Genomic DNA, 20,048 nt, shown 5'->3' on the forward strand with positions numbered 1-20,048 from the left:
TCTGGACGGTAGGGAGATTCACTTACAGAGCTAAAGCCTCTTCCGTAATCTTCTTGATATCAATGGATGAAGGCGTTTCTTCCTTGACCATATCGGGCAGGATATTTTCCAAAAAATACTCAACGCAGTGTAATTGAATATTCTTGATTTTTACAAGTGCATTACGGTACATGACTATAAATTCTTTTTCCGTATTTCCCCGCTGAAGTTCTGCAAATGCTTCGTATACCTGATCCATCTTGTCCGCAACTTCAAGGATTAAACCTTCTACAGAATCATCTTTACCTTCCCTTAGCTGTTTGCGAAAAATAGCCTTAAAATCCTCGGGAATATTCTCTTCAATAAAATACTCAATCATACCCTCTTCGACCTGTTGGATTAATAATCGTAGTTCCTTAGAGGAGTGCTTAACTGGCGTTTTGATGTCTCCAATAAAAATCTCCCCGTAATCGTGACTGCTCGTAATCTCGTATAGCTTTTTCCAGTCAATACGGACACCATTTCTCTCTTCAATATCAGCCAGCGTTTTGGCGTATTGTACGACTTTCCAAGAATGTGCCGATACGCTGTGTTCCTCGAATTTAAACTTACCCGGACAACGGATGATTCTTTCCAGCTCATTTAGCGACCGAAAATACGTGTGAATCCCCATCATTGCATCCATCCTTTAATATATATATGAGATAGTCAATCTAAATCCCACTATAAACCTCAACTATTAACAGCAGATTATCGCAATATCAAGTGGAATTCACACATGTAGCATATACACAATTTTTGCTATACACTTTATAAAAGAGGAATTTGCAAAATCCTGAAAAAAATATAAAGTGGTGAATTCGTTGTTCAAAATCTTATTAATTGAAGATGATGAAACTTTGTTCCATGAAATGAAGGATCGGTTAACTCAATGGAACTATGATGTGTATGGCATCCAGGACTTTAATAAAGTCATTCAGGAATTCACAACGATAAAGCCTGATCTGGTCGTGATAGATATTCAATTGCCGAAATTTGATGGGTTTCATTGGTGTCGAATGATTCGATCCCACTCTAACGTCCCCATCCTCTTCTTATCTTCACGGGATCATCCTACGGATATGGTGATGTCGATGCAGCTTGGAGCGGATGATTTTATCCAAAAACCGTTTCATTTTGATGTACTCATTGCCAAATTACAGGCGACACTCCGCCGCGTATATAATTACAATACAGAACCTGTCTCCCTTAAAACATGGTGTGGCGCAACGGTCGACTATGAAAAAAATGTAGTAGCCAATGAGACTGGCTCCATCGAATTAACCAAGAACGAGATTTTTATTTTGAAGCTGCTGATCGAACAAAAAAATAAAATTGTTGCACGTGAGGAATTAATTAAAAGCCTCTGGGATGATGAACGTTTTGTCAGCGACAATACCCTGACCGTCAACTTGAACCGCCTGCGCAAAAAATTGGACGAGCTGGATTTGGGCCGTTTCATTGAAACGAAAGTCGGGCAAGGCTACATGGCTACAGAAGAGGCACCTGCCTATGATTAAAAAATACCTTATAGAGAGGCGGAGCTGGATTCTACTGTTTGTGTGTCAGCAATTCCTGATCCTGTTCATTGCTTATGTGGATGCAGCAATTCCGTTAATGCCGATTCTTTATATCGTCTTCTTATCTATGATGATTTTCTTGGTTTTTTTAATCATTCGTTATCCCAAGGAAACCAAGTTCTATACCACACTAGAAAAATGGGAGAGTTCTCTTGAACTAACGGGTATAGGCGAACCGGAGAGTCCGTTTGAGCAAATCATTGAACAAAAAATCACGGGCCAGAACGAACGGTTACAACAGATCATCTCGCAAAATCAATTGACACTTGAACATGAAAAAGATGAACTATTATCCTGGATTCATGAGGTAAAAACACCTTTGACCACCATGCATTTGATGATTGAGCGGTTGGACGACAAGTCCCTAAAAGCTCAGTTAACCTATGAATGGCTACGAATTCACTTACTGCTGGATCAGCAGCTCCATCACAAACGAATATCTTTTATTGAAAATGATCTGTATGTCGAGCAAGTGGATTTAAAATCTCTGGTTTTTAAAGAGATCAAAGCATTACAGTCATGGTGCATCCAAAAGGGGATCGGTTTTGACATCCAACTTGAGCACATGGAAGTGCTGAGTGATGCCAAATGGCTGGCTTTTATCATCAGACAGCTCTTAACCAATGCCATCAAATATAGCGATGCCAGTGATATTATCATTCACAGCTATGAACAAAGGGATCGAATACAGCTTGAGGTTCAAGACTTTGGACGCGGTATTGATCCGAAGGATATACCGCGTATCTTCGAGAAAGGTTTTACCTCCACAACCCAACATTCTGATCACACTTCAACGGGTATGGGGTTATATTTAACGAAAAAGGCAGCACAAACCTTGCTCATACATATAGATGTGCACTCCAAACCGAACGTAGGTACAACCTTCACTTTAATTTTTCCCAAACGAAATGATTTCGTGAGTGTGGTAAGCATGTGACAGAGATGTCACATGCTTTTATGTATTGTTCGCCCAATCAAAGGAAAAACATCGGCTCTATTTTTATAATAAGGCTACAAGAACAATAAGGAGTGCATCGAAGTGAACATTTTAGAAGCTCATAAAATCCGTAAAAGCTACGGTAATAAGTTCAATATGCAGGAGGTTTTGAAGGGAATAGATATCCTTATTGAAGAAGGGGAATTTGTCAGTATTATGGGAGCCTCCGGTTCAGGTAAAACCACATTGCTGAATGTTCTTTCCTCTATTGATAAAGTGAGCCAAGGTTCCATTAGAATCAATGATATCGAAATGACGAAAATGAAAGAAAAGCAACTGGCTGAATTTCGAAAAGAGCATTTAGGCTTTATTTTTCAGGAGTATAATCTGCTGGATACGCTAACGGTGAAGGAGAACATCCTCTTACCGTTATCCATCACCAAAACGCCTAAGAAAGAAGCCAACCGAAGATTTCAGGAAGTGGCTACAGAATTGGGGATTTATGAGTTGAAAGATAAGTATCCCAATGAAATTTCGGGTGGACAGAAACAGCGTACATCAGCGGCCAGAGCGTTTATTCATGAGCCCAGTATTATTTTTGCCGATGAACCTACGGGTGCACTGGATTCCAAGTCGGCTTCCGATTTATTAAACAAGCTGGGCCAGTTGAACCAAAAACGCAAAGCAACCATTATTATGGTCACGCATGATCCTGTCGCTGCCAGCCATTGCAGTCGGGTTATTTTTATTAAGGATGGGCAAATGTATACGCAGCTTCACAAAGGCGAGCAGGAAAGACAAAGCTTCTTCCAGGATATCATGAAAACCCAAGGGGTCTTAGGCGGGGTCCAATATGAACATTAATCTGCTCATTCTAAAAAATTTGAAAAAAAACCTGAAAAATTATTACCTTTATGTTTTTGCCCTCATTTTCAGTGTTGCACTCTATTTCGCTTTTGTCACACTACAGTACGATCCCTCCATGGACGAAGTGAAGGGGTCTGTTAAAGGTGCAGCTTCCATACGGGCAGCTTCCATTTTACTGGTCGCTATTGTCTGCATTTTTCTTATGTATGCCAATAATATTTTTATAAAAAGACGAAGCAAAGAAATTGGCCTATTTCAATTGATCGGAATGACTAAAAGTAAAATTTTTCGCATCCTGAGTGCTGAAAACCTAATTTTATACTTTAGTTCCCTCTTCATTGGGATTGGGGTTGGATTCTCCTTTTCCAAATTAGTGATTATGATTTTATTTAAGACGACGGGCGTCGAAGCCATTGCCACTCTATATTTCTCTAACCAAGCACTGACTCAAACACTCATCGTTTTTGTTGTCATCTACCTGCTGATCATGCTCATGAATTATTCTTTTATCAAAAGACAAAGTATTTTGTCCTTGTTCAGAGTGACCTCAACCACCGAAGGGAAAATCAAGAAAATATCGATCTTTGAGATGATCATCGGGATCATTGGCATCTCTCTCATCGCTTTAGGTTACTATGTTTCCTCCAAATTATTTGGTGGAGACTTTACATCCATAAATGAATTGTTTATGGCTATGGTGTTTATTTTGGGCACTGTCATCATCGGAACACTCCTTTTTTATAAAGGATCTATCCGCTTTATTTCCAATATCATCAGAAAGAGTAAAGGCGGCTATTTGAACATTAATGAGGTGCTATCTCTCTCATCCATTATGTTCCGCATGAAGTCCAATGCTTTGTTGTTGACCATTATTACGACAGTATCAGCACTTGCCATCGGTTTACTTTCCTTAAGCTATATCGCCTATTATTCTGCGGATCAAGCAGCTGAGGAAAATGTACCTTCCCATTTTGCCATGACGAATGTACCGGATGCGGAGAAATTCAAAGCGTTACTTCATGAGCATGATATAAAGTATCGTGAAAAGAAAATTGAAGTGATTCAAGTCAGTGTGAAGACAGCGCAAATTATGGAGACTCCTATGGAACAATTAAATGATGGTACGGATTCCATGACACTGCCTGTCGTAAGCGACCAATCTGTGGAGGGTACGGATGTAACTCCAGGCCAAACGGTTTTAACGGGCTATAATGATATGTTACAGAAATTCATGTCCTTGAAAGACTTTGGCCCCTTGGATTTGAAGGGGAAAACAGAAGTCATACCTCAACAATATGTGGGTCTAAAAAAGGATTATGTCATTCCCTACTATTTTGCAGCCGGGGGAGTACCCACTGTCATTGTAGACGAAACCATCTTTGAGCGGTTAAAGAAAGATGTAAATCCTGAGATTCAAAAGAAATCATCCTTATATATTGGAATTGATATGATAAATGCAGAACAGATTGAAGAAGCCAATCGTCTCTTTGCAGCTGCGAATTTTAATGATCAACAAACATCCCGCCTTGAAATGAGCAGCAATCAGAAGCGGAACATGGGAGTGATCATGTTTGTAGTTGGCTTTTTGGGACTCACCTTTCTCATTACATCAGGCTGTATCCTTTACTTTAAGCAAATGGATGAGAGCGAAGATGAAAAAGCCAATTATACGGTGTTAAGAAAGTTAGGGTTCACCCAAAGTGACCTGCTTCGAGGCATTAAAATAAAACAGCTCTTTAACTTCGGCATTCCATTAGTGATTGGCCTATCACATAGCTATTTCGCCGTCCAATCCGGCTGGTTCTTATTTGGAACCGAAATTTGGATGCCTATGATCATCGTTATGGTGCTGTACACCGCCTTATATTCCATTTTTGGAGTGCTATCCATTCTGTATTATAAAAAGGTCATTAAATCAGCATTATAACCGGCAAAAAGTCAAAAAAAGCCCTCAGCATAAGTGCCGGGGGCTTTTCCAAATATTTGAGCATTTTTGTTCCTGCGTGTACAATAAAATAACTACCATCGTAACCCCAAAGGGGGAGAGCTTATTTTATTATTAATCATCAATGGCATCGGCATCGTGGCCAATATCATACTCGGTTCCTTTATAGGCGCAGCTATTTTTATGGGAATCGTTTTTTTCCTGATTGGCTTGCCTGAGTTTAAAAAATCGCCGAAACTTACGAAAAAGGCTAAAAAAGATATCGCCTATATTATGTCCACATTGTTAACCCTTGTTGTATTCATGGTTATCGTTTTCTGGAATATCCGTGCCTCAGGTGATTTGATGCTAGCAGGTCCGCTAACACCGCAAATGAAGTTTCACTGGGGACAAAAGGTGTTGATGCTAGGGTTACTGGAGGGCTTATGGTCTGTCATCACCCTAAAATGGCTATTACCCATCTTTTTTGATCCGCTGGATCTCAGTAAGAAGCAAATCCTCGTTCTAGTGAGCGGGATTGTATTTAGTGTGGGTTCAGGAATTTATGCCATACTTGGAGCTAGTTAATGGTTCGCCTCTACAGAGGCTCGTGTGAATGCTTAACGCAAAGGTTCAAAACCCTCTGCTTGCTTAAGAATCCGCTCAATTTCCGCGCATGTCTCCGGTTGCAGCGTCACTTCGACTGCTTTTACATTTTCCTCAATTTGTGCCGGTTTAGTAGCCCCAATAAGTGCAGCGCTGATACCCGGTTCTCTCAGAATCCAAGCAAGCGCGAGCTGTGACAGGGTAACACCCAAATTCTTCGCCAGCTTATCCAGCTCCTGGACACAGTTCAGAACGGTATCGTTCATGTAACTGCTGATGACATTATTGACAGAGGCATCAGCCCCGCGGCTACCCGTCGGTAAAGGTTGTCCAGGCTTGTATTTCCCCGTGAGGACCCCTTGGGCCAGAGGCGAAAATACAATTTGGCCGATGCCTACCTGCCCGGATACCGGAAGTACCTCATGCTCGATGTAACGTTCGAACATATTATAGATCGGCTGATTGGCAATCAGCGGGCGCAGATTCAGCCTTTTTCCAATCCCATAAGCATCCATGAGCTGGGCAGCACTCCATTCGCTGACAGCAGCGTACAGAATCTTACCCTGAGCCTGAAGGTCATCGAGCGCTCGCAGCGTCTCTTCTAAAGGAGTGTCTGGATCATAACGATGACAAAAGTACATGTCGATATAATCCGTACCCAGACGCTTCAGACTCGCTTCACATTGCTCCATAATGTGCTTGCGTGACAGTCCCCTGTCATTGGGACCGGTATCCATAGGGAAGTACACCTTGGTAGATAATACATAGCTATCTCTTCGATAGGACTTCAAAGCAGCTCCCATAGCCTTTTCGCCTTCTCCCCGGTTATACGCGTTCGCGGTATCAAAGAAATTAATCCCGAGTTCAAAGGCTTTGGCAATACAGGTATGAGCTGCTTCCTGCTCGGCGGCTGTACCGTACGTCAACCAGCTCCCCAAGCCGATTTCACTAATTTTAAGACCACTGTTGCCTACATTTCTATATTTCATATCTACTCCTTCTTTCATAAGAGAATTATATTTTTATATTTTAACATGTAAACCCTTTCATAAAATCATTGATAAAGGATTCATGGAGTTACATGAAGGATATCTACCACCCTGACTGTTAGGGTGGTAGATGCTTTAGTTTCACAATTTCAAATCATGTCTACTTGCTTCCTACAGGAAAAAGCGCATCATATGCAGGACAAGGCAGTTTGTCGAGAAACTCCTGAAGCTGCTTCGGTTTATTTTTGTAAATATCCTTTAAGGATGTTCCATCATAAATATTGCCGATGACCACAGGATGGCATAGCTCACAGATCAGAATGTCCCCGTTCCCATGCAGATGGAGCTGTTTTTTACCATCAACACAATTGGAAAAATACACACCCGGCTGCTCCTGAAAGCCCAGCGCTTCTGCAAAACGATCCATGCAGGTAAAATACAATACAGTATCATCTTTTTTATGTGCAATCAGGTCATGAACGGAACGGACGAGCGCTTCCTTGGTGGAAATAGCGTTCCAGTTGGTATGATCCATCACAATGCTGTTTTGGATTTCATGGATGCGCACACCGAGATCATATACCATTTCGCTAATAGCTGGCATGTTGTTTTGTGTCTCCGCAAACAGCAACGTCTCCAACACCGTTTCCAGCTTGGCCTCGGTGCATAACCGGATATTTTGAACAATTTTCTCATACATGCGAGGATGAACATGATAATAGGCTGCATATTTATCAGCATCCGTGAAGTTGAAGGAGATATGAATGTTGGAAAGACCTGCATCACGCAGTTTCTCAATTCGTTCAGGGCTGAGCAAGCTGGCATTGGTGTTGAGCTGGGTAGCGATTCCTTTGCTCGAACAGTGAGCCACAATGTCCAGACAATCCTCATACTTCAGGGTCACTTCTCCCCCGGACAGTCGCACACGTTTTAACGTTGGAATGTCATCAATAATATCAATGACCTCTTTGCTGCTAATGCATTGCCCATCGTTCCGCTGATATGCGCAGCAGTAATCACACTTGAAGTTGCAATTAGAGGTGACCCCGACTTCCAGTCCCTCCAGCTCGTAGATGCCCGGCTTTTCCAGTTCAAGTGCTTTATATTTGTTCTCTATACTCACTTTCTCATGATCCTCCCGATCTCAGGCTTGTGTCTTGAATTCCCCTTGAGATTATACAGAATGGGACGGTTTGTAGATATGACATTGGTAACGGCGAACCGTTGCATAAGTAGCGTCATGTTTTGGGTAGGGAACTGCAGAAAAAGCGCAGAAAAGGATTGGCAGCATATTGTTAAATAGTAAAAAACTCAATGTTAGAGGGTTACAACCGCCTAGCTTATGAAACAGTAACTTATACTATTCCCCGTTTTTTTTCTTCCCTCAATACATATACTATATCTCAAAATTGTATTCTTAGGGGGAGAGATGCGAAGATGAAAAGGTTAGTTTATGCATGCATGCTTTCTTTACTTCTTATGACTCCGATACAAATCGTGGGAGCAGCTATAAATACAGCGGAAGCTAGACTAGTTAAACCAGAGTTACTAAGTTCTCTTCGTCAGGGTGGATACATTCTGTTCGTTAGGCACGGTGAAGCAACGCTAGGAGAAGATCAACCTAATCTCGTCTTCGGCGATTGCTCACTCCAAAGGAATCTTTCCGAGGAAGGTAAAAGACAAGCCTTACTTTTTGGGGAAAGGATAAAGAGCTTACAAATCCCCATTCAAACCCCAGTTATAGCAAGTCCCTTTTGTCGAACAAGGGAAACGGCAGAATTAGCTTTTGGAGCAGAAAATGTTCATGTAGATCCCTTCTGGGTTAGAATTTACAATCTAAGTGGTGATGTAACCGCAGCAGAGAAGGAAAGTACATTAGCCGAACTGACTTCTGTGTTAGAGAAAGTTCCACCTTCTGGGACCAACAAAGTTATCATTGCTCACAGTTTCCCTCAAGGCATTGGTTTGGGCGAGATTCCGAACTTGGGTACTGTAGTTGTGAAGCCAAGAGGACAGGGAAACGGTTTTGATATTGTAGACAGGATATCTTTTGCTGAGTTGTCGAGTGTGCCGTGAGAAAAATTTGCGGCTTCAGACAACACAGTGAACCATGCATAGTTTTCATTTCCAAATCCATACTGAATATATCTGTTGGTAATGGAGGCGGGAATTGTGGATAAAAGGATGAATCTGCTTATGTTCAGCGGCGATTATGATAAGGCAATGGCTGGACTGATTCTGGCAAATACAGCGCGGGAATTGGATGTGGATGTGACGATGTTTTTTGCGTTCTGGGGATTATCACTGGTTCGTGATCCCGAGAAGATGACGCTTGAGGATAAGACGATTTACGAGAAACTCATGGACTTGATGACGCCCAAAGGGCCTGAATCCTTACCGCTGTCCCATATGAATTTTAGTGGTCTGGGCAAACTGATGCTAACGGAAATGTTGGAAGACAATGAAGCCCCAAAGCTGATCCACTTCCTAAAAGGTGCCCGGAAGAAAAACGTCAAATTTTATGCCTGTAAGCTATCGGTGGATATTATGGGTTTTAAACCGGAAGAATTTATACCTGAACTGGAAATTATCGAGGCCAAAACGTATCTAAAAGATGCGCTCGAATCCGATATGCAGTTGTTTATATAGCATAGACTTGCGCCTTATCCGGCTGTTGGATGAGGCTTTTATTGTGACTAAATGATGACACTCGCCTATTTTTTTTAACCCATTCGGACCTACTTACGTACCCTAAGAAGACAGAACGACTTGGGAGGCGCCGTATGCTCATGGCTCGAATTGGAAGCAGTAATTGTAGGTATCAGCCTTCTAACGAGGCTTATTTCCAAAGGTATCGTGAAAGTACAATCGGATATCACCAGACCTTTGAATCTCCATATGGACAAAAAAAGCTGATTTATGCGGATTGGGCAGCCAGTGGCCGTCTGTATGGACCCATCGAGTCGAAAATAGCTCATGAATTAGGCCCTTTTGTGGCGAATACGCATACGGAGTCTAATTTGACAGGAACTCTGATGACCCAAGCCTATGAAGAAGCGAAACAAATCATTAAGGGCCACGTTCATGCCAATGAACATGATATCATCCTGTTCGCCGGGTCAGGTATGACAGGTGCAGTGAATAAGCTTCAGCGGCTATTAGGATTGAAAATACATGAAAAATTAAAGCCCCTCTACCCCATCGCCAAAAAAGAGCGCCCCGTTATTTTCGTTACACATATGGAGCATCATTCCAATCATATTTCCTGGGCAGAAACCGTTGGAGACGTTGTATGTCTTCCTCCGGGTCCCGGCGGGATTGTCGATCCAACTCATCTCGAACGACTGCTGCTTCAATTCCGGCATCGCCCTATCAAAATCGGCGCCTTTACCGCCTGCTCTAATGTTACAGGGTTCGAAGTACCGATTTACCAGCTATCTCGCAAAATGCACGAACATGGCGGCGTTTGTTTCATTGATTTTTCAGCAAGCGCACCTTATGCCGAGATTAACATGCACCCCACAGATCCTCTCGAGAAACTGGACGGGATTGTATTTTCACCCCACAAATTTCTTGGGGGTCCCGGTACAAGCGGCGTTTTAATTATGGATTCGAGACTATGCCTTAGTTGTGCTCCGGATCAGCCCGGAGGGGGTACAGTTAGCTGGACCAATCCTTGGGGTGGATACGAGTATAAAGATAATACTGAAGCCCGTGAGGATGGAGGAACCCCTGCCTTTCTACAGGCCGTTCGAACGGCGCTCTGCATTCGGCTGAAAGAACAAATGGGATACAACCGCATGTTGGAGCGAAAAAAGGAACTGACATCATTATTACTAAAAAGCTTGAGTACCATACCAGGACTACACATTTTAGGAGGAAGCAGCCAAGAACGAATGGGAATCGTTTCTTTCGTTGTCGGTCCTATTCACTATAACCTGATCGTAAAACTATTGAATGATCGGTTTGGTATTCAGGTCCGGGGCGGCTGCTCTTGTGCAGGCCCCTACGGACATTATTTGCTGGGCATCGACCCCCAAACGTCTAAACAAATGACAGACCTGATCGATGCAGGAGACTTATCTCGAAAACCGGGCTGGGTGCGTCTGTCGCTCCATCCCATGATGACGAATCAGGAAGTCTCCTATATCGCCTCTTCCATACGGGCAATCGTAGAAAACATCGTGACCTGGCAAAAAGATTATACCTATCAACCAGAATCAAACGAATGGAGATCTATAAATGAACATAACAAAATAGACATCAGCAAATGGTTCAATTTTAGCGATTAAGAGACTCGTGTCCGTTCCCTTCTTTCAAAACTCTCATAGAATACTCTGTAGGATTACTATATGAGGAAAGAAGTGACGACAAATGGGTCTCAATTTTCGCAACAGTACCAATGCGGCTATCTTTGTGGTCTTTGCCTATCCGGACTTCAGCTGTACTCCTGTTAACTATTCTAAAGCAGGCTGGTACCGTGTTAACCCTGGACAGACTATTCAGGTTTGGAGCGGCTTCGCAGGAGGGAATACGTTCTTTTATTACGCTGAAGATGATTTTGGACGCGAATGGCGGGGTTCATATTTCACTCAAGTTCCTGAGAATGCCTTCAATTGGTGCTGGGATACAGGCTGTACCACTTGTAGAAGCGTGGGACTGCGGAGAATCGCAGTTAGTCCGTTCGTCTTGGACTACACCATCAACTTTGTAACGAGCAGCAGTCAAAGAAAACCTGCATCATCCACACTCCGCATGACATTGCCTTCCAAGGCAATCCAAGAGAAACCTATCCTGCGCAGAGTCCCTGCTAAACCTAAGAGACTAAAACAAGGTAAAACCCTGTTGCAAAAGCGCATCACGCATAAAAAACGGACAAAATAAAAAATGATCTGATCAGCTCATATATAGATTATTTTAGAGTTAAGAAAGGAGCGGCCATATCGCTCATGGTCTGCCCCTTTCTCCTTTGTCTACTGAGATCAATCCACCTATTTACTCTCGGATTCCCACTTGGATATCTCTTCACGAACCCGTGGTGCTACCTCTGTTCCCAATAGCTCAATAGCTCTCATGACATCGTCATGCGGCATCGTACCGACGGGCACGTGCAACAGAAAACGTGTAATGCCTACCTGTTTACGGAGATGAATGATTTTCTTGGCAACCGTGTCTGAATCACCTACATATAACGCTCCTTCAAAGCTGCGTGCGGCATCGAAGCTGGAGCGAGTGTAAGGGCCCCAACCGCGTTCACGCCCAAGCACATTCATGCTCTGCTGAGTGGAAGGGAAGAACTTATCCGCTGCCAGCTCAGTAGTCTCTGCGATAAAACCATGTGAGTGTGATGCAACCGGAAGCAGCGATGCATCATGACCGGCATGCCTCGCGGCTTTTTTATATAGTTCCACCAACGGGGCAAACTGTACAGGGCTACCCCCGATAATCGCCAGAACCAATGGCAAACCGAGCAATCCTGCACGAACCACAGATTCCTGATTCCCCCCACTCCCAATCCATACGGGCAACGGATTTTGAACTGGACGCGGATACACGCCCAAATTGTGAATTGCAGGCCGATGTCCGCCCTTCCAGGTGACTTTCTCGGATTCTCGGATTTTCAATAACAGCTCCAGTTTTTCATCAAATAACTCATCGTAGTTATCCAAATCATACCCAAATAACGGGAACGATTCGATAAAAGAGCCCCGGCCTGCCATAATCTCAGCTCGTCCATTCGAAATGCCGTCCAGTGTAGCAAAATCCTGAAACACACGTACGGGATCATCCGATGAAAGTACCGTAACTGCACTGGTTAATCGAATCCGTTGGGTCTGTGCAGCAGCAGCAGCGAGGATAACAGCAGGTGCAGATGCCGCATAATCTTTACGATGATGCTCCCCGACGCCGTACACATCCAGCCCTACCTGATCTGCAAGCACAATCTCCTCGACCACTTCACGTATTCGTTGTGCGTGACTGATAACCTCCCCCGTTTGGGGATCCGGCGTTGTTTCTACAAACGTGCTTATCCCTATCTCCACTTGCTCTACCCCCTATTTTCATGTTTCATTCTCATTCGGCTGCTTTCGAAGCCAATCATTTTAAAAACCGATATCTTTATATTGAACCTTTTTCGCATCTTTTTCAAGCTCTCCTTTTCTGAGTCTGAAAATCAGCCAAGGGAAGTGTCAAGATTCGCCGCAGGAAAAGAAGTCTCTTTGTCGAATATTGTATGGAACAAAGAAGTTTCCCATCCCCACACCATGAATACAACAAGGAGGCACTTACATTTATGGCTTTTGTTATTAATAATTTAAAGGATAACAGCAATGTTGCTATCACTGACCAATTAGGCGGATTTACGGTACTGGAATACATAACAGATTTGAGCTGCACCTCGGTTGCGGCTGCGCAAGACAATTACTATATGAGCAAAAGTAACATGCGCCGCAAGCAACTCATGATCGAAATCAACAATAGTGAGATTATGATGAAGGCGGGAGCCATGCAATATACTGTGGGTAGCATGGAAATGACTACCGGTGTAAAAGGCGTGGGAGGCTTAATGCGAAACTTGGTGTCCGGCGCTGTAACAGGGACAGGGGCCATTAAACCGCACTATAAAGGCACGGGTACCATTATGCTGGAGCCTACCTACCAATATATTTGGCTTATTGATGTCGACAATGATGATATTGCCATCGAAGACGGCTTGTTTTTGGCTTGTGACACGACGCTGGACATATCCGTCGTTGCACGTAGTAATCTTTCCTCTGCCGCACTGGGTGGAGAAGGGTTATTTAATTTAAGCGCCCGCGGAAAAGGAGTTCTGGCACTTCAAGCGCCAATCCCTTCCGAGGAAGCGGTCGTTATAGAATTGCAAAATGATGTGCTGAAGGTGGATGGTAACTTTGCCCTCATGTGGTCCAATACCTTACAGTTCACCGTCGAAAAATCTGGAAAAACCAAAATGGGCTCGGCTGCTTCCGGCGAAGGGCTGGTAAATGTGTACAGGGGAACAGGAACCGTATGGTTAGCGCCCTTATAAACAAAAAAAGGAGAAGCCCTCGGCTTCTCCTTTCTTACATTTTAATTCTTTTTTACAAACTCCGATTTTAGCTTCATTGCTCCAAAACCATCAATTTTGCAGTCAATATCGTGATCGCCATCCACCAGACGGATGTTTTTTACTTTGGTGCCAATTTTTAAGACGGATGAGCTTCCCTTCACTTTAAGGTCTTTAATGACAGTTACAGAGTCACCATCCTGTAGGATGTTACCATTCGCATCTTTGACGACCTTTACGTCTTCACTACTTGCTTCTGGCTCGGTAGACCACTCATGAGCGCATTCCGGACAAATGAAAAGACTGCGATCCTCATAAGTGTACTCTGAATTACATTCAGGACAATTTGGTAAATTAGACATGGTATTATGTACTCCATTCATTTTCAAATTCTACTGCTGTGCTAAGCTTCCCTGGATAGACCAAGCTTGCTCCAAGTCTTCCTTGGAGTTCCCTACAAGTATATTGGATAATCCGTCACGATTCCACTCATGGATGAAACTAATCTGAGTATTGTTGCACCTCATATGTAAGCGTTCTGTCTGCTGAAAATGTCCATAGGTGAACATATAACTAAAAACGGATGTTGCCTACGTAGGCAGCATCCGCTTTACGGCACGTTTATTATGCTTGGATTTGCTTGATCAGTTCACTAATTCCTTGGCTAAGCGGTGTAAGGGGGCGTTTCAACAGCTTCTCAAAATCGCTGCTTACGACATCCAAGGCTCCTTCACGAATCGCTTGTTGAATACCAACCACAATAGGGATTGCTCCTTCCGGGACTCCCGCACCGAGCATAACCTCGGCATACGTAGCATCATCCACCTGCTGGACAGGAACGTTTTTGCCCAGAACCTCAGCAAGTACCGCTGCAAACTCTTCTTGGGTAATCGGCTTACCGGAGAGCTCGTATATTGTATTCTCATGTCCTTCACCAGACAAAACAGTTGCAGCTGCTTGCGCATAATCTGCGCGGGTAGCCCAACCTACTTTACCGGTCCCTGCCGAGGTAAGCCAAGGAGCCCCCGCGAGTACGGATTGGATCGTGCCTGCCTCATTCTCCAGGTACCAATTATTACGCAAGAAGGAGTAAGGAATACCTGACTCGCGAATGAACTCCTCCGTGATGCGATGTACGGGTGCAAGGAATAGAGTACTGTCAGCGGCATTGGCGGCGCTAGTATAGGCGATGAAGCCTACTCCAGCACGTACAGCAGCATCAACAGCCGCTTTATGCTGACGGATTCTAGTATCATTATCCCCGTCTGCGGATATAATCAGCAATCGGTCTACTCCAGCAAACGCCTGATCCAGCGTCTCCGGTTTATCAAAGTCGCCATGACGAACATCAACGCCACGAGACCGTAAGTTCTCTGCTTTTTCTGGATTTCTTACACTAACAATAAGATCGTTTGTGGAGACAGATGTAAGCAACGTATCTACCACGATGGAACCCAATTGCCCCGTTGCTCCTGTTAATGCGATTTTCATTTGAAATCCTCCATTCAGATTGTATTTACTTTTATATAGTAACTAAAAATATAACACATGTCTAATCTAGAGTCTAAAGGTCTGCTTTTCGGGTAAGAGTTGGTACAACAAACTCTCCCCAGAGAAAGGAACATGTATATGAAAAAAGCTATGATCATTGTAAATCCCTCTTCCGGCAAAGAGGAATCTCTCCAACATGTCAGAAACGTAGAAGAAATTCTACGTGATCAAGGATACGTTGTTACGGTTAAAGAAACGGCAAAGGAACTGGACGCCACCCGTTTTTGCGTTAATGCGTGTGAGGAAGCTTGTGACCTAGTCGTTTCCATCGGCGGGGATGGCACACTTCACGAAACCATCAACGGTTTCATGGATCAAGACCACCGTCCAAGACTGGGGATTATCCCCCTTGGGACAGTCAATGATTTTGCCCGTGCCTTGCAAATTCCGCTAAGTCCCGAGCTGGCGATCCGTACACTGACTTCTGCCCGCGTGAAAAACGTAGATATGGGCCTCTTAAACGGCCGAATGTTTGCCAATGTTGTTGCTACAGGTTCGCTTGCTGAATCGCTATCAGCTGTATCGTCAGACGATAAATCCATGTTTGGCACATTTGCCTACTTCAAAGAAGGCATGAAAGAGCTTATCAGCCATCCAGCCCACTCACTTATCGTCCGCTATGATGACAAGACCTGGGAAGGAAAGTCCCCACTCTTTTTGGCCACGTTAACCAATTCAGTTGGCGGATTCGAGAAACTGGCACCCGATGCGACTGTTGACGATGGTCTGCTTCACTGCTTTATTTTTAAAAACCTCAACATATTGAACACCGTGACGGCCAGCATATCCTTATTTTTAGGCAACCTGAAGGATCATAGTGATATCGTTTACTTTACTGCAAAGCATGTAAGTGTCAGCTCCGCAGAACCGATAAGTACGAATGTAGATGGTGAGGAAGGGCCGTCTTTGCCTATCGAGCTTGGTATTTTACCGCGTCATATCGAGGTAATTGTGCCGGAAGACGTTTAAGTCATGCGGTGCTGGTCCTCAAGCTTGAGGATCATACTCGCTTAATTTCCCCTCGTAGATCAAATGGAATCGATCACTTTGCCGAAAATCGTCTGGCGTAACAAGAGCGGGCAGTTTGTTCCATATTTTTATGCCGGATCGCTGTAAAATTTCCGCAACGAATTGCGAACAAAAATAAGAATTGCTGAACTCGACTGGTTCTTTGAGTGCAATACCAATCAAACCCAGTAAGTTATACATATATTTTTGACGACTTCGGATAAATACATGTAAAACTCGCTTCATTTTTTCAACTTCACGGTCGGTTACTTGAAGCTCGTAGATAACACATGTTGTATTCGGAAATCTGCTGTATGTACCTGTCTTAATATCCTCTTTCACGAAACCACCATCCAGAGGGTTATTAGGGGTCTTTCTCCCGAAGCTGTATAACTCCGAAAGTTCCCGGTTGAAGGAAATGGAGGCGTGATTATATGGCGCTCTCGTATAGCTTTTAATGACTCTCGTAAGAAACGTTCCCGTATTCGTAAGCAAGATAAAGACGGATTGATCTGCTACCATTTACGAAATTTCCCCTTATCAAGTTTGAATTATTCCTTCATAATAACATAGGAACCCTAATGGAACCCTATTTCGCGATAAGTTGGTGAGTGGTAATGGACAGTTCGATATTAACGTTAATCCTTATTTTTACAGCCTTATTGGTCATCCATCTGATTTACATAGTAGTAGTCAAAACACAACCAGACAAAGACTATGCAGGGATTGGGCTTCGCATCAAGACATGGTGGGGTATGTTCTTTATCTTTTGCTTGGCAACTCTTTTCAATCCGATCGTTTCACTGCTTTCCCTGATGGCACTCACCTTTTTTGCGCTAAAAGAATACTTTTCCATGATTAGATCCAGAAAAGCTGATCGCAGATTGTTTCTATGGGCGTACTTGGCGATTCCTGTACAATTTTATTGGATTTATATCGGGTGGTACGGAATGTTCATTGTCTTTATCCCTATCTATGTATTCTTACTGCTACCGCTCCCACGATTGATCAACAAAGGAACGGTTGGTTTTCTGCGCAGTGTCAGCTCGACCCAGTGGGGCCTCATGCTGATGGTTTTCGGGTTGAGTCATCTGGCCTATTTTCAGTTTGCTACGCCGCAATACGGAGCGAAACTTGTGCTTTTTTTAGTAGTACTGACGCAGCTCAATGATGTCGTACACTATCTAGCATCACTCTATTTCGGAAAACGGAAAATCGTCCCGACATCCAATCCCAATATAACTTGGGAAGGCTTTGTATTCGCTTTTCCCGTAACTATAGCGGCTTCCTATTTCATCTATCCTTACCTGACGCCGTTTGACCTGAAATTTGGAATTATTTTCGGCATGCTGATCAGCTTGAGCGGTTTCTTCGGCAGCTTAACGGTTTCCGTGCTGAAGCGAGATTTATTAATCGGCGATGATGATAAGTTCGATGCTTTGAAAAAAAGCTATTTAAGCCGGGTGGATAGTTTGACCTACACCTCACCCGTCTTTTTTCACGTAATTCGTTATTTTTTTGACTTTATGTAGCGATTACCTCCGCAATACTCCGCTTCTCATCGGTTTCATTTTGGTTAGCCGGGGTAAGTACTACCGTACCGTAAGCAGTCCTTATCCTAGAAAACGATCTTGAGGAGGCGTTAGAAATGGCAGAGCACAATCATGTTGTGAATAAGGAAGGCGAAGTGGCCTTGAACAAGGTAGATGACGTATTAAATCGGATAGACGACAACAAAAAGGATAACATTCTGGGCAGCTTTGATTCATTCAAAAGTTATTTGAGCGACAAGATTGAAATGGCTCAAAATATTGGTTTGAATGAAGAATTGATCGCAAAAGCAGCTGAGAAGATAGCTGGATATCTGGCAGCCAAAGAAGAACCTCGAAACAGCGAGGAGAAGCTCCTCCAGGAGCTGTGGAAAGCGGGGGACAAGGAGCAGCAGCATGCGCTTGCCCATATGCTAGTACGCGTGGCTCAAACCTCGTATGAATAGTGATGATGAAACACAATATCTTGCTATGAAAAGGGCAGCCTATCCTCACCTAAGGATAGGCTGCTTTCGCGTTTACTACCGTTGCAGTGCGTTCCTGATTCTGCGAACCCCTTCACGAATTTCATTTTCCTTTAGATGCCCATAGCCCATGAGCAGCCGGTTCCCTTCAAGCTGTGCCGCAAATACATTTTGACTATGGAGACATTTCGGCAAATCCTCTCGGAACGGGAACTGAAACTCTGCTACCAAATGTAAACCCGCCGATCGGCCACACACCCGATATTGCCCTGTAAAATGCTGCTCAAGGCTATCAAGCAGGACTTGACGACGCTTGGCATACACTTTCTTCATCTTATGTACATGTTTATGAAGGAGTCGCTTCCTGATATACCGACTCAACACAATTTGCTCCAGGCTCGCCGTCTGGTAATCCGCCAGTTGCTTTAAACGGATAAAATCAGCGACTCGTGACGAGGGAAGAACAATATAGCCGATCCGCAGCGCGGGGAATAATATTTTGCTAAACGTCCCGACATATAGCACCCGTTCTGGGTCCAGACTCTGCAAGGAGTGGACGGGCGCCCCGTCATATCGGAACTCACTGTCATAATCATCTTCGAGCAGAAGACATCCTGTCCGGGCTGCATACTGAATTAGCTCGATCCGCCTTTGGATCGGCAAGATACCCCCCAGCGGGAACTGGTGCGAGGGTGTCAGATATGCCAGTTTGGGGTGTTTCTTTTGCGGCAGATCGGCTGTTATAACTCCCGAATCATCAACAGTCATACTCCGCAGTGTGGCTCCTGTGGCCGCCAGAATGCTTTTTAAATCTTCATTTGTCGGTTCCTCTACCAGGGCTTCATCTCCAGCTGACAGTAACAGACGGGTGACAAGCTGAATCGCTTGTACTGCTCCGCTAGTGATTACAATATGTTCCGGGCTGACTTTCACTCCTCTGGTGTGACTCAAATAGTCGGCTAGCTCCCTGCGTAACTCAGGCTCTCCAGCAGGATCGCCATAACCTAGTGCCAGATCAGGAGCCTCTTTGCATACGCTCTGAAGCAAGTCAGCCCATGATTTGCGCGGAAATAATTCCAATGCAGGAAGGCCTGTCCGGAAGGAAATTACCGACATCTCATTTGAATATGCAGATTCCACTGCAGACGCAGACGCCTCGATAGGCGGTGCGGATACATAACCTGGAAGGACGGCCCCTTCGGCTACATAAGTTCCTGAACCTGAGCGCGCAATGGCTAAGCCTTCGGCTAGCAGCATTTCATAAGCTTCGAGGATAACATTCCGGGAAACGTTCAACTGTAAGGCCAGCACCCGGGTCGAAGGAAGTTTATACCCTGCATTCAGTTCTCCAGCTAAAATACGGTCCCGTATTGCTTGATATACCTGACGCAGCATCGGAACTGTCACATTCTTATCGATAGATAACCACATAGCTACCCCCCAAGCGGTACTGTCGAAAACCTCTTCAACTGGATCTACAAGTGC

General features: G+C 44.0%; 21 protein-coding genes. 13 read left to right on the forward strand and 8 right to left on the reverse strand.

Features of this window, described 5'->3' with window-relative positions:
• Nucleotides 1-22 precede the first annotated feature (22 nt).
• A complete protein-coding gene (locus MKY98_RS25910; RefSeq protein ID WP_029518847.1) occupies nucleotides 23-652 on the reverse strand; it encodes a YfbR-like 5'-deoxynucleotidase in 630 nt (209 codons plus the stop codon).
• A 190-nt stretch (nucleotides 653-842) separates the two neighbouring features.
• Here MKY98_RS25910 and MKY98_RS25915 point away from each other — a divergent pair, with 190 nt between their 5' ends.
• The 5 genes from MKY98_RS25915 (at nucleotide 843) to MKY98_RS25935 (ending at nucleotide 5,914) form a co-directional block, all read left to right on the forward strand.
• Nucleotides 843-1,538, forward strand: coding sequence for a response regulator transcription factor (locus MKY98_RS25915; RefSeq protein WP_029518848.1), 696 nt, complete (start codon nucleotides 843-845; stop codon nucleotides 1,536-1,538).
• The gene (locus MKY98_RS25920; RefSeq protein ID WP_029518849.1) at nucleotides 1,531-2,535 is read left to right on the forward strand and encodes a sensor histidine kinase; all 1,005 of its coding nucleotides are present in this window, start codon (nucleotides 1,531-1,533) and stop codon (nucleotides 2,533-2,535) included. The genes MKY98_RS25915 and MKY98_RS25920 overlap by 8 nt, the downstream gene beginning before the upstream one ends.
• Before the next feature lie 102 nt (nucleotides 2,536-2,637).
• A complete protein-coding gene (locus MKY98_RS25925) occupies nucleotides 2,638-3,399 on the forward strand; it encodes an ABC transporter ATP-binding protein (RefSeq protein ID WP_069012292.1) in 762 nt (253 codons plus the stop codon).
• Nucleotides 3,389-5,329, forward strand: a complete 1,941-nt coding sequence (locus tag MKY98_RS25930) for an ABC transporter permease (RefSeq protein WP_069012293.1) — start codon at nucleotides 3,389-3,391, stop codon at nucleotides 5,327-5,329. Before MKY98_RS25925 ends, MKY98_RS25930 begins: the two co-directional genes overlap by 11 nt.
• Nucleotides 5,330-5,530: 201 nt before the next feature.
• A complete protein-coding gene (locus MKY98_RS25935) occupies nucleotides 5,531-5,914 on the forward strand; it encodes a hypothetical protein (protein WP_069012294.1) in 384 nt (127 codons plus the stop codon).
• A 32-nt stretch (nucleotides 5,915-5,946) separates the two neighbouring features.
• On the opposite strand, the gene MKY98_RS25940 is transcribed toward MKY98_RS25935, so the two are convergent.
• Together MKY98_RS25940 and MKY98_RS25945 are read right to left on the reverse strand one after the other, a co-directional pair.
• Complete coding sequence (locus MKY98_RS25940; protein ID WP_069012295.1) at nucleotides 5,947-6,921, reverse strand: aldo/keto reductase family protein; 975 nt, start codon at nucleotides 6,919-6,921, stop codon at nucleotides 5,947-5,949.
• 160 nt (nucleotides 6,922-7,081) lie between these two features.
• Nucleotides 7,082-8,044 (reverse strand): radical SAM protein, encoded by a 963-nt coding sequence (locus MKY98_RS25945; RefSeq protein WP_069012296.1) that lies wholly within the window; start codon nucleotides 8,042-8,044, stop codon nucleotides 7,082-7,084.
• Between the two features lie 314 nt (nucleotides 8,045-8,358).
• Between MKY98_RS25945 and MKY98_RS25950 the strand changes: the two genes are divergently transcribed.
• The 4 genes from MKY98_RS25950 to MKY98_RS25965 all read left to right on the forward strand — a co-directional run bounded on the left by MKY98_RS25950 (nucleotide 8,359) and on the right by MKY98_RS25965 (nucleotide 11,805).
• Complete coding sequence (locus tag MKY98_RS25950; protein ID WP_069012297.1) at nucleotides 8,359-8,997, forward strand: histidine phosphatase family protein; 639 nt, start codon at nucleotides 8,359-8,361, stop codon at nucleotides 8,995-8,997.
• Between the two features lie 96 nt (nucleotides 8,998-9,093).
• Complete coding sequence (locus MKY98_RS25955) at nucleotides 9,094-9,570, forward strand: DsrE/DsrF/DrsH-like family protein (RefSeq protein ID WP_029518856.1); 477 nt, start codon at nucleotides 9,094-9,096, stop codon at nucleotides 9,568-9,570.
• A gap of 134 nt (nucleotides 9,571-9,704) precedes the next feature.
• Nucleotides 9,705-11,213 (forward strand): aminotransferase class V-fold PLP-dependent enzyme, encoded by a 1,509-nt coding sequence (locus MKY98_RS25960; protein WP_069012298.1) that lies wholly within the window; start codon nucleotides 9,705-9,707, stop codon nucleotides 11,211-11,213.
• Between the two features lie 82 nt (nucleotides 11,214-11,295).
• Entirely contained in the window at nucleotides 11,296-11,805 is a 510-nt protein-coding gene (locus MKY98_RS25965; protein ID WP_029518858.1) for a DUF1036 domain-containing protein, read from the forward strand.
• A 107-nt stretch (nucleotides 11,806-11,912) separates the two neighbouring features.
• On the opposite strand, the gene MKY98_RS25970 is transcribed toward MKY98_RS25965, so the two are convergent.
• Nucleotides 11,913-12,965: an LLM class flavin-dependent oxidoreductase gene (locus tag MKY98_RS25970; protein ID WP_069012299.1), complete on the reverse strand. Its 1,053-nt coding sequence runs from the start codon at nucleotides 12,963-12,965 to the stop codon at nucleotides 11,913-11,915.
• 251 nt (nucleotides 12,966-13,216) lie between these two features.
• Between MKY98_RS25970 and MKY98_RS25975 the strand changes: the two genes are divergently transcribed.
• Nucleotides 13,217-13,972: an AIM24 family protein gene (locus MKY98_RS25975; protein ID WP_029518860.1), complete on the forward strand. Its 756-nt coding sequence runs from the start codon at nucleotides 13,217-13,219 to the stop codon at nucleotides 13,970-13,972.
• Between the two features lie 41 nt (nucleotides 13,973-14,013).
• Here the strand turns inward: MKY98_RS25975 and MKY98_RS25980 are convergent, their stop codons facing one another.
• On the reverse strand, nucleotides 14,014-14,352 hold the full coding sequence (locus tag MKY98_RS25980) for a zinc ribbon domain-containing protein YjdM (RefSeq protein WP_069012300.1): 339 nt from the start codon (nucleotides 14,350-14,352) through the stop codon (nucleotides 14,014-14,016).
• Nucleotides 14,353-14,614: 262 nt separating this feature from the next.
• Nucleotides 14,615-15,481: an SDR family oxidoreductase gene (locus tag MKY98_RS25985; RefSeq protein ID WP_069012301.1), complete on the reverse strand. Its 867-nt coding sequence runs from the start codon at nucleotides 15,479-15,481 to the stop codon at nucleotides 14,615-14,617.
• A 138-nt stretch (nucleotides 15,482-15,619) separates the two neighbouring features.
• On the opposite strand from MKY98_RS25985, the gene MKY98_RS25990 reads away from it, so the two are divergent.
• Nucleotides 15,620-16,510 carry a diacylglycerol/lipid kinase family protein gene (locus MKY98_RS25990; protein WP_069012302.1) on the forward strand — a complete coding sequence of 297 codons (891 nt, stop codon included), beginning with the start codon at nucleotides 15,620-15,622 and terminating at the stop codon, nucleotides 16,508-16,510.
• 18 nt (nucleotides 16,511-16,528) lie between these two features.
• On the opposite strand, the gene MKY98_RS25995 is transcribed toward MKY98_RS25990, so the two are convergent.
• The gene (locus MKY98_RS25995; RefSeq protein ID WP_023991046.1) at nucleotides 16,529-17,071 is read right to left on the reverse strand and encodes a hypothetical protein; all 543 of its coding nucleotides are present in this window, start codon (nucleotides 17,069-17,071) and stop codon (nucleotides 16,529-16,531) included.
• Nucleotides 17,072-17,166: 95 nt separating this feature from the next.
• On the opposite strand from MKY98_RS25995, the gene MKY98_RS26000 reads away from it, so the two are divergent.
• Together MKY98_RS26000 and MKY98_RS26005 are read left to right on the forward strand one after the other, a co-directional pair.
• A complete protein-coding gene (locus MKY98_RS26000; protein WP_069012303.1) occupies nucleotides 17,167-18,081 on the forward strand; it encodes a phosphatidate cytidylyltransferase in 915 nt (304 codons plus the stop codon).
• A 116-nt stretch (nucleotides 18,082-18,197) separates the two neighbouring features.
• Nucleotides 18,198-18,545 carry a DUF3243 domain-containing protein gene (locus MKY98_RS26005; protein ID WP_069012304.1) on the forward strand — a complete coding sequence of 116 codons (348 nt, stop codon included), beginning with the start codon at nucleotides 18,198-18,200 and terminating at the stop codon, nucleotides 18,543-18,545.
• Between the two features lie 75 nt (nucleotides 18,546-18,620).
• On the opposite strand, the gene pdxR is transcribed toward MKY98_RS26005, so the two are convergent.
• Nucleotides 18,621-19,994 (reverse strand): MocR-like pyridoxine biosynthesis transcription factor PdxR, encoded by a 1,374-nt coding sequence (pdxR, locus tag MKY98_RS26010; RefSeq protein ID WP_069012305.1) that lies wholly within the window; start codon nucleotides 19,992-19,994, stop codon nucleotides 18,621-18,623.
• Between the last annotated feature and the right edge of the window lie 54 nt (nucleotides 19,995-20,048).

This window comes from Paenibacillus sp. FSL M8-0228, assembly GCF_038007385.1.
Taxonomy (GTDB): Bacteria; Bacillota; Bacilli; order Paenibacillales; family Paenibacillaceae; genus Paenibacillus; species Paenibacillus polymyxa_D.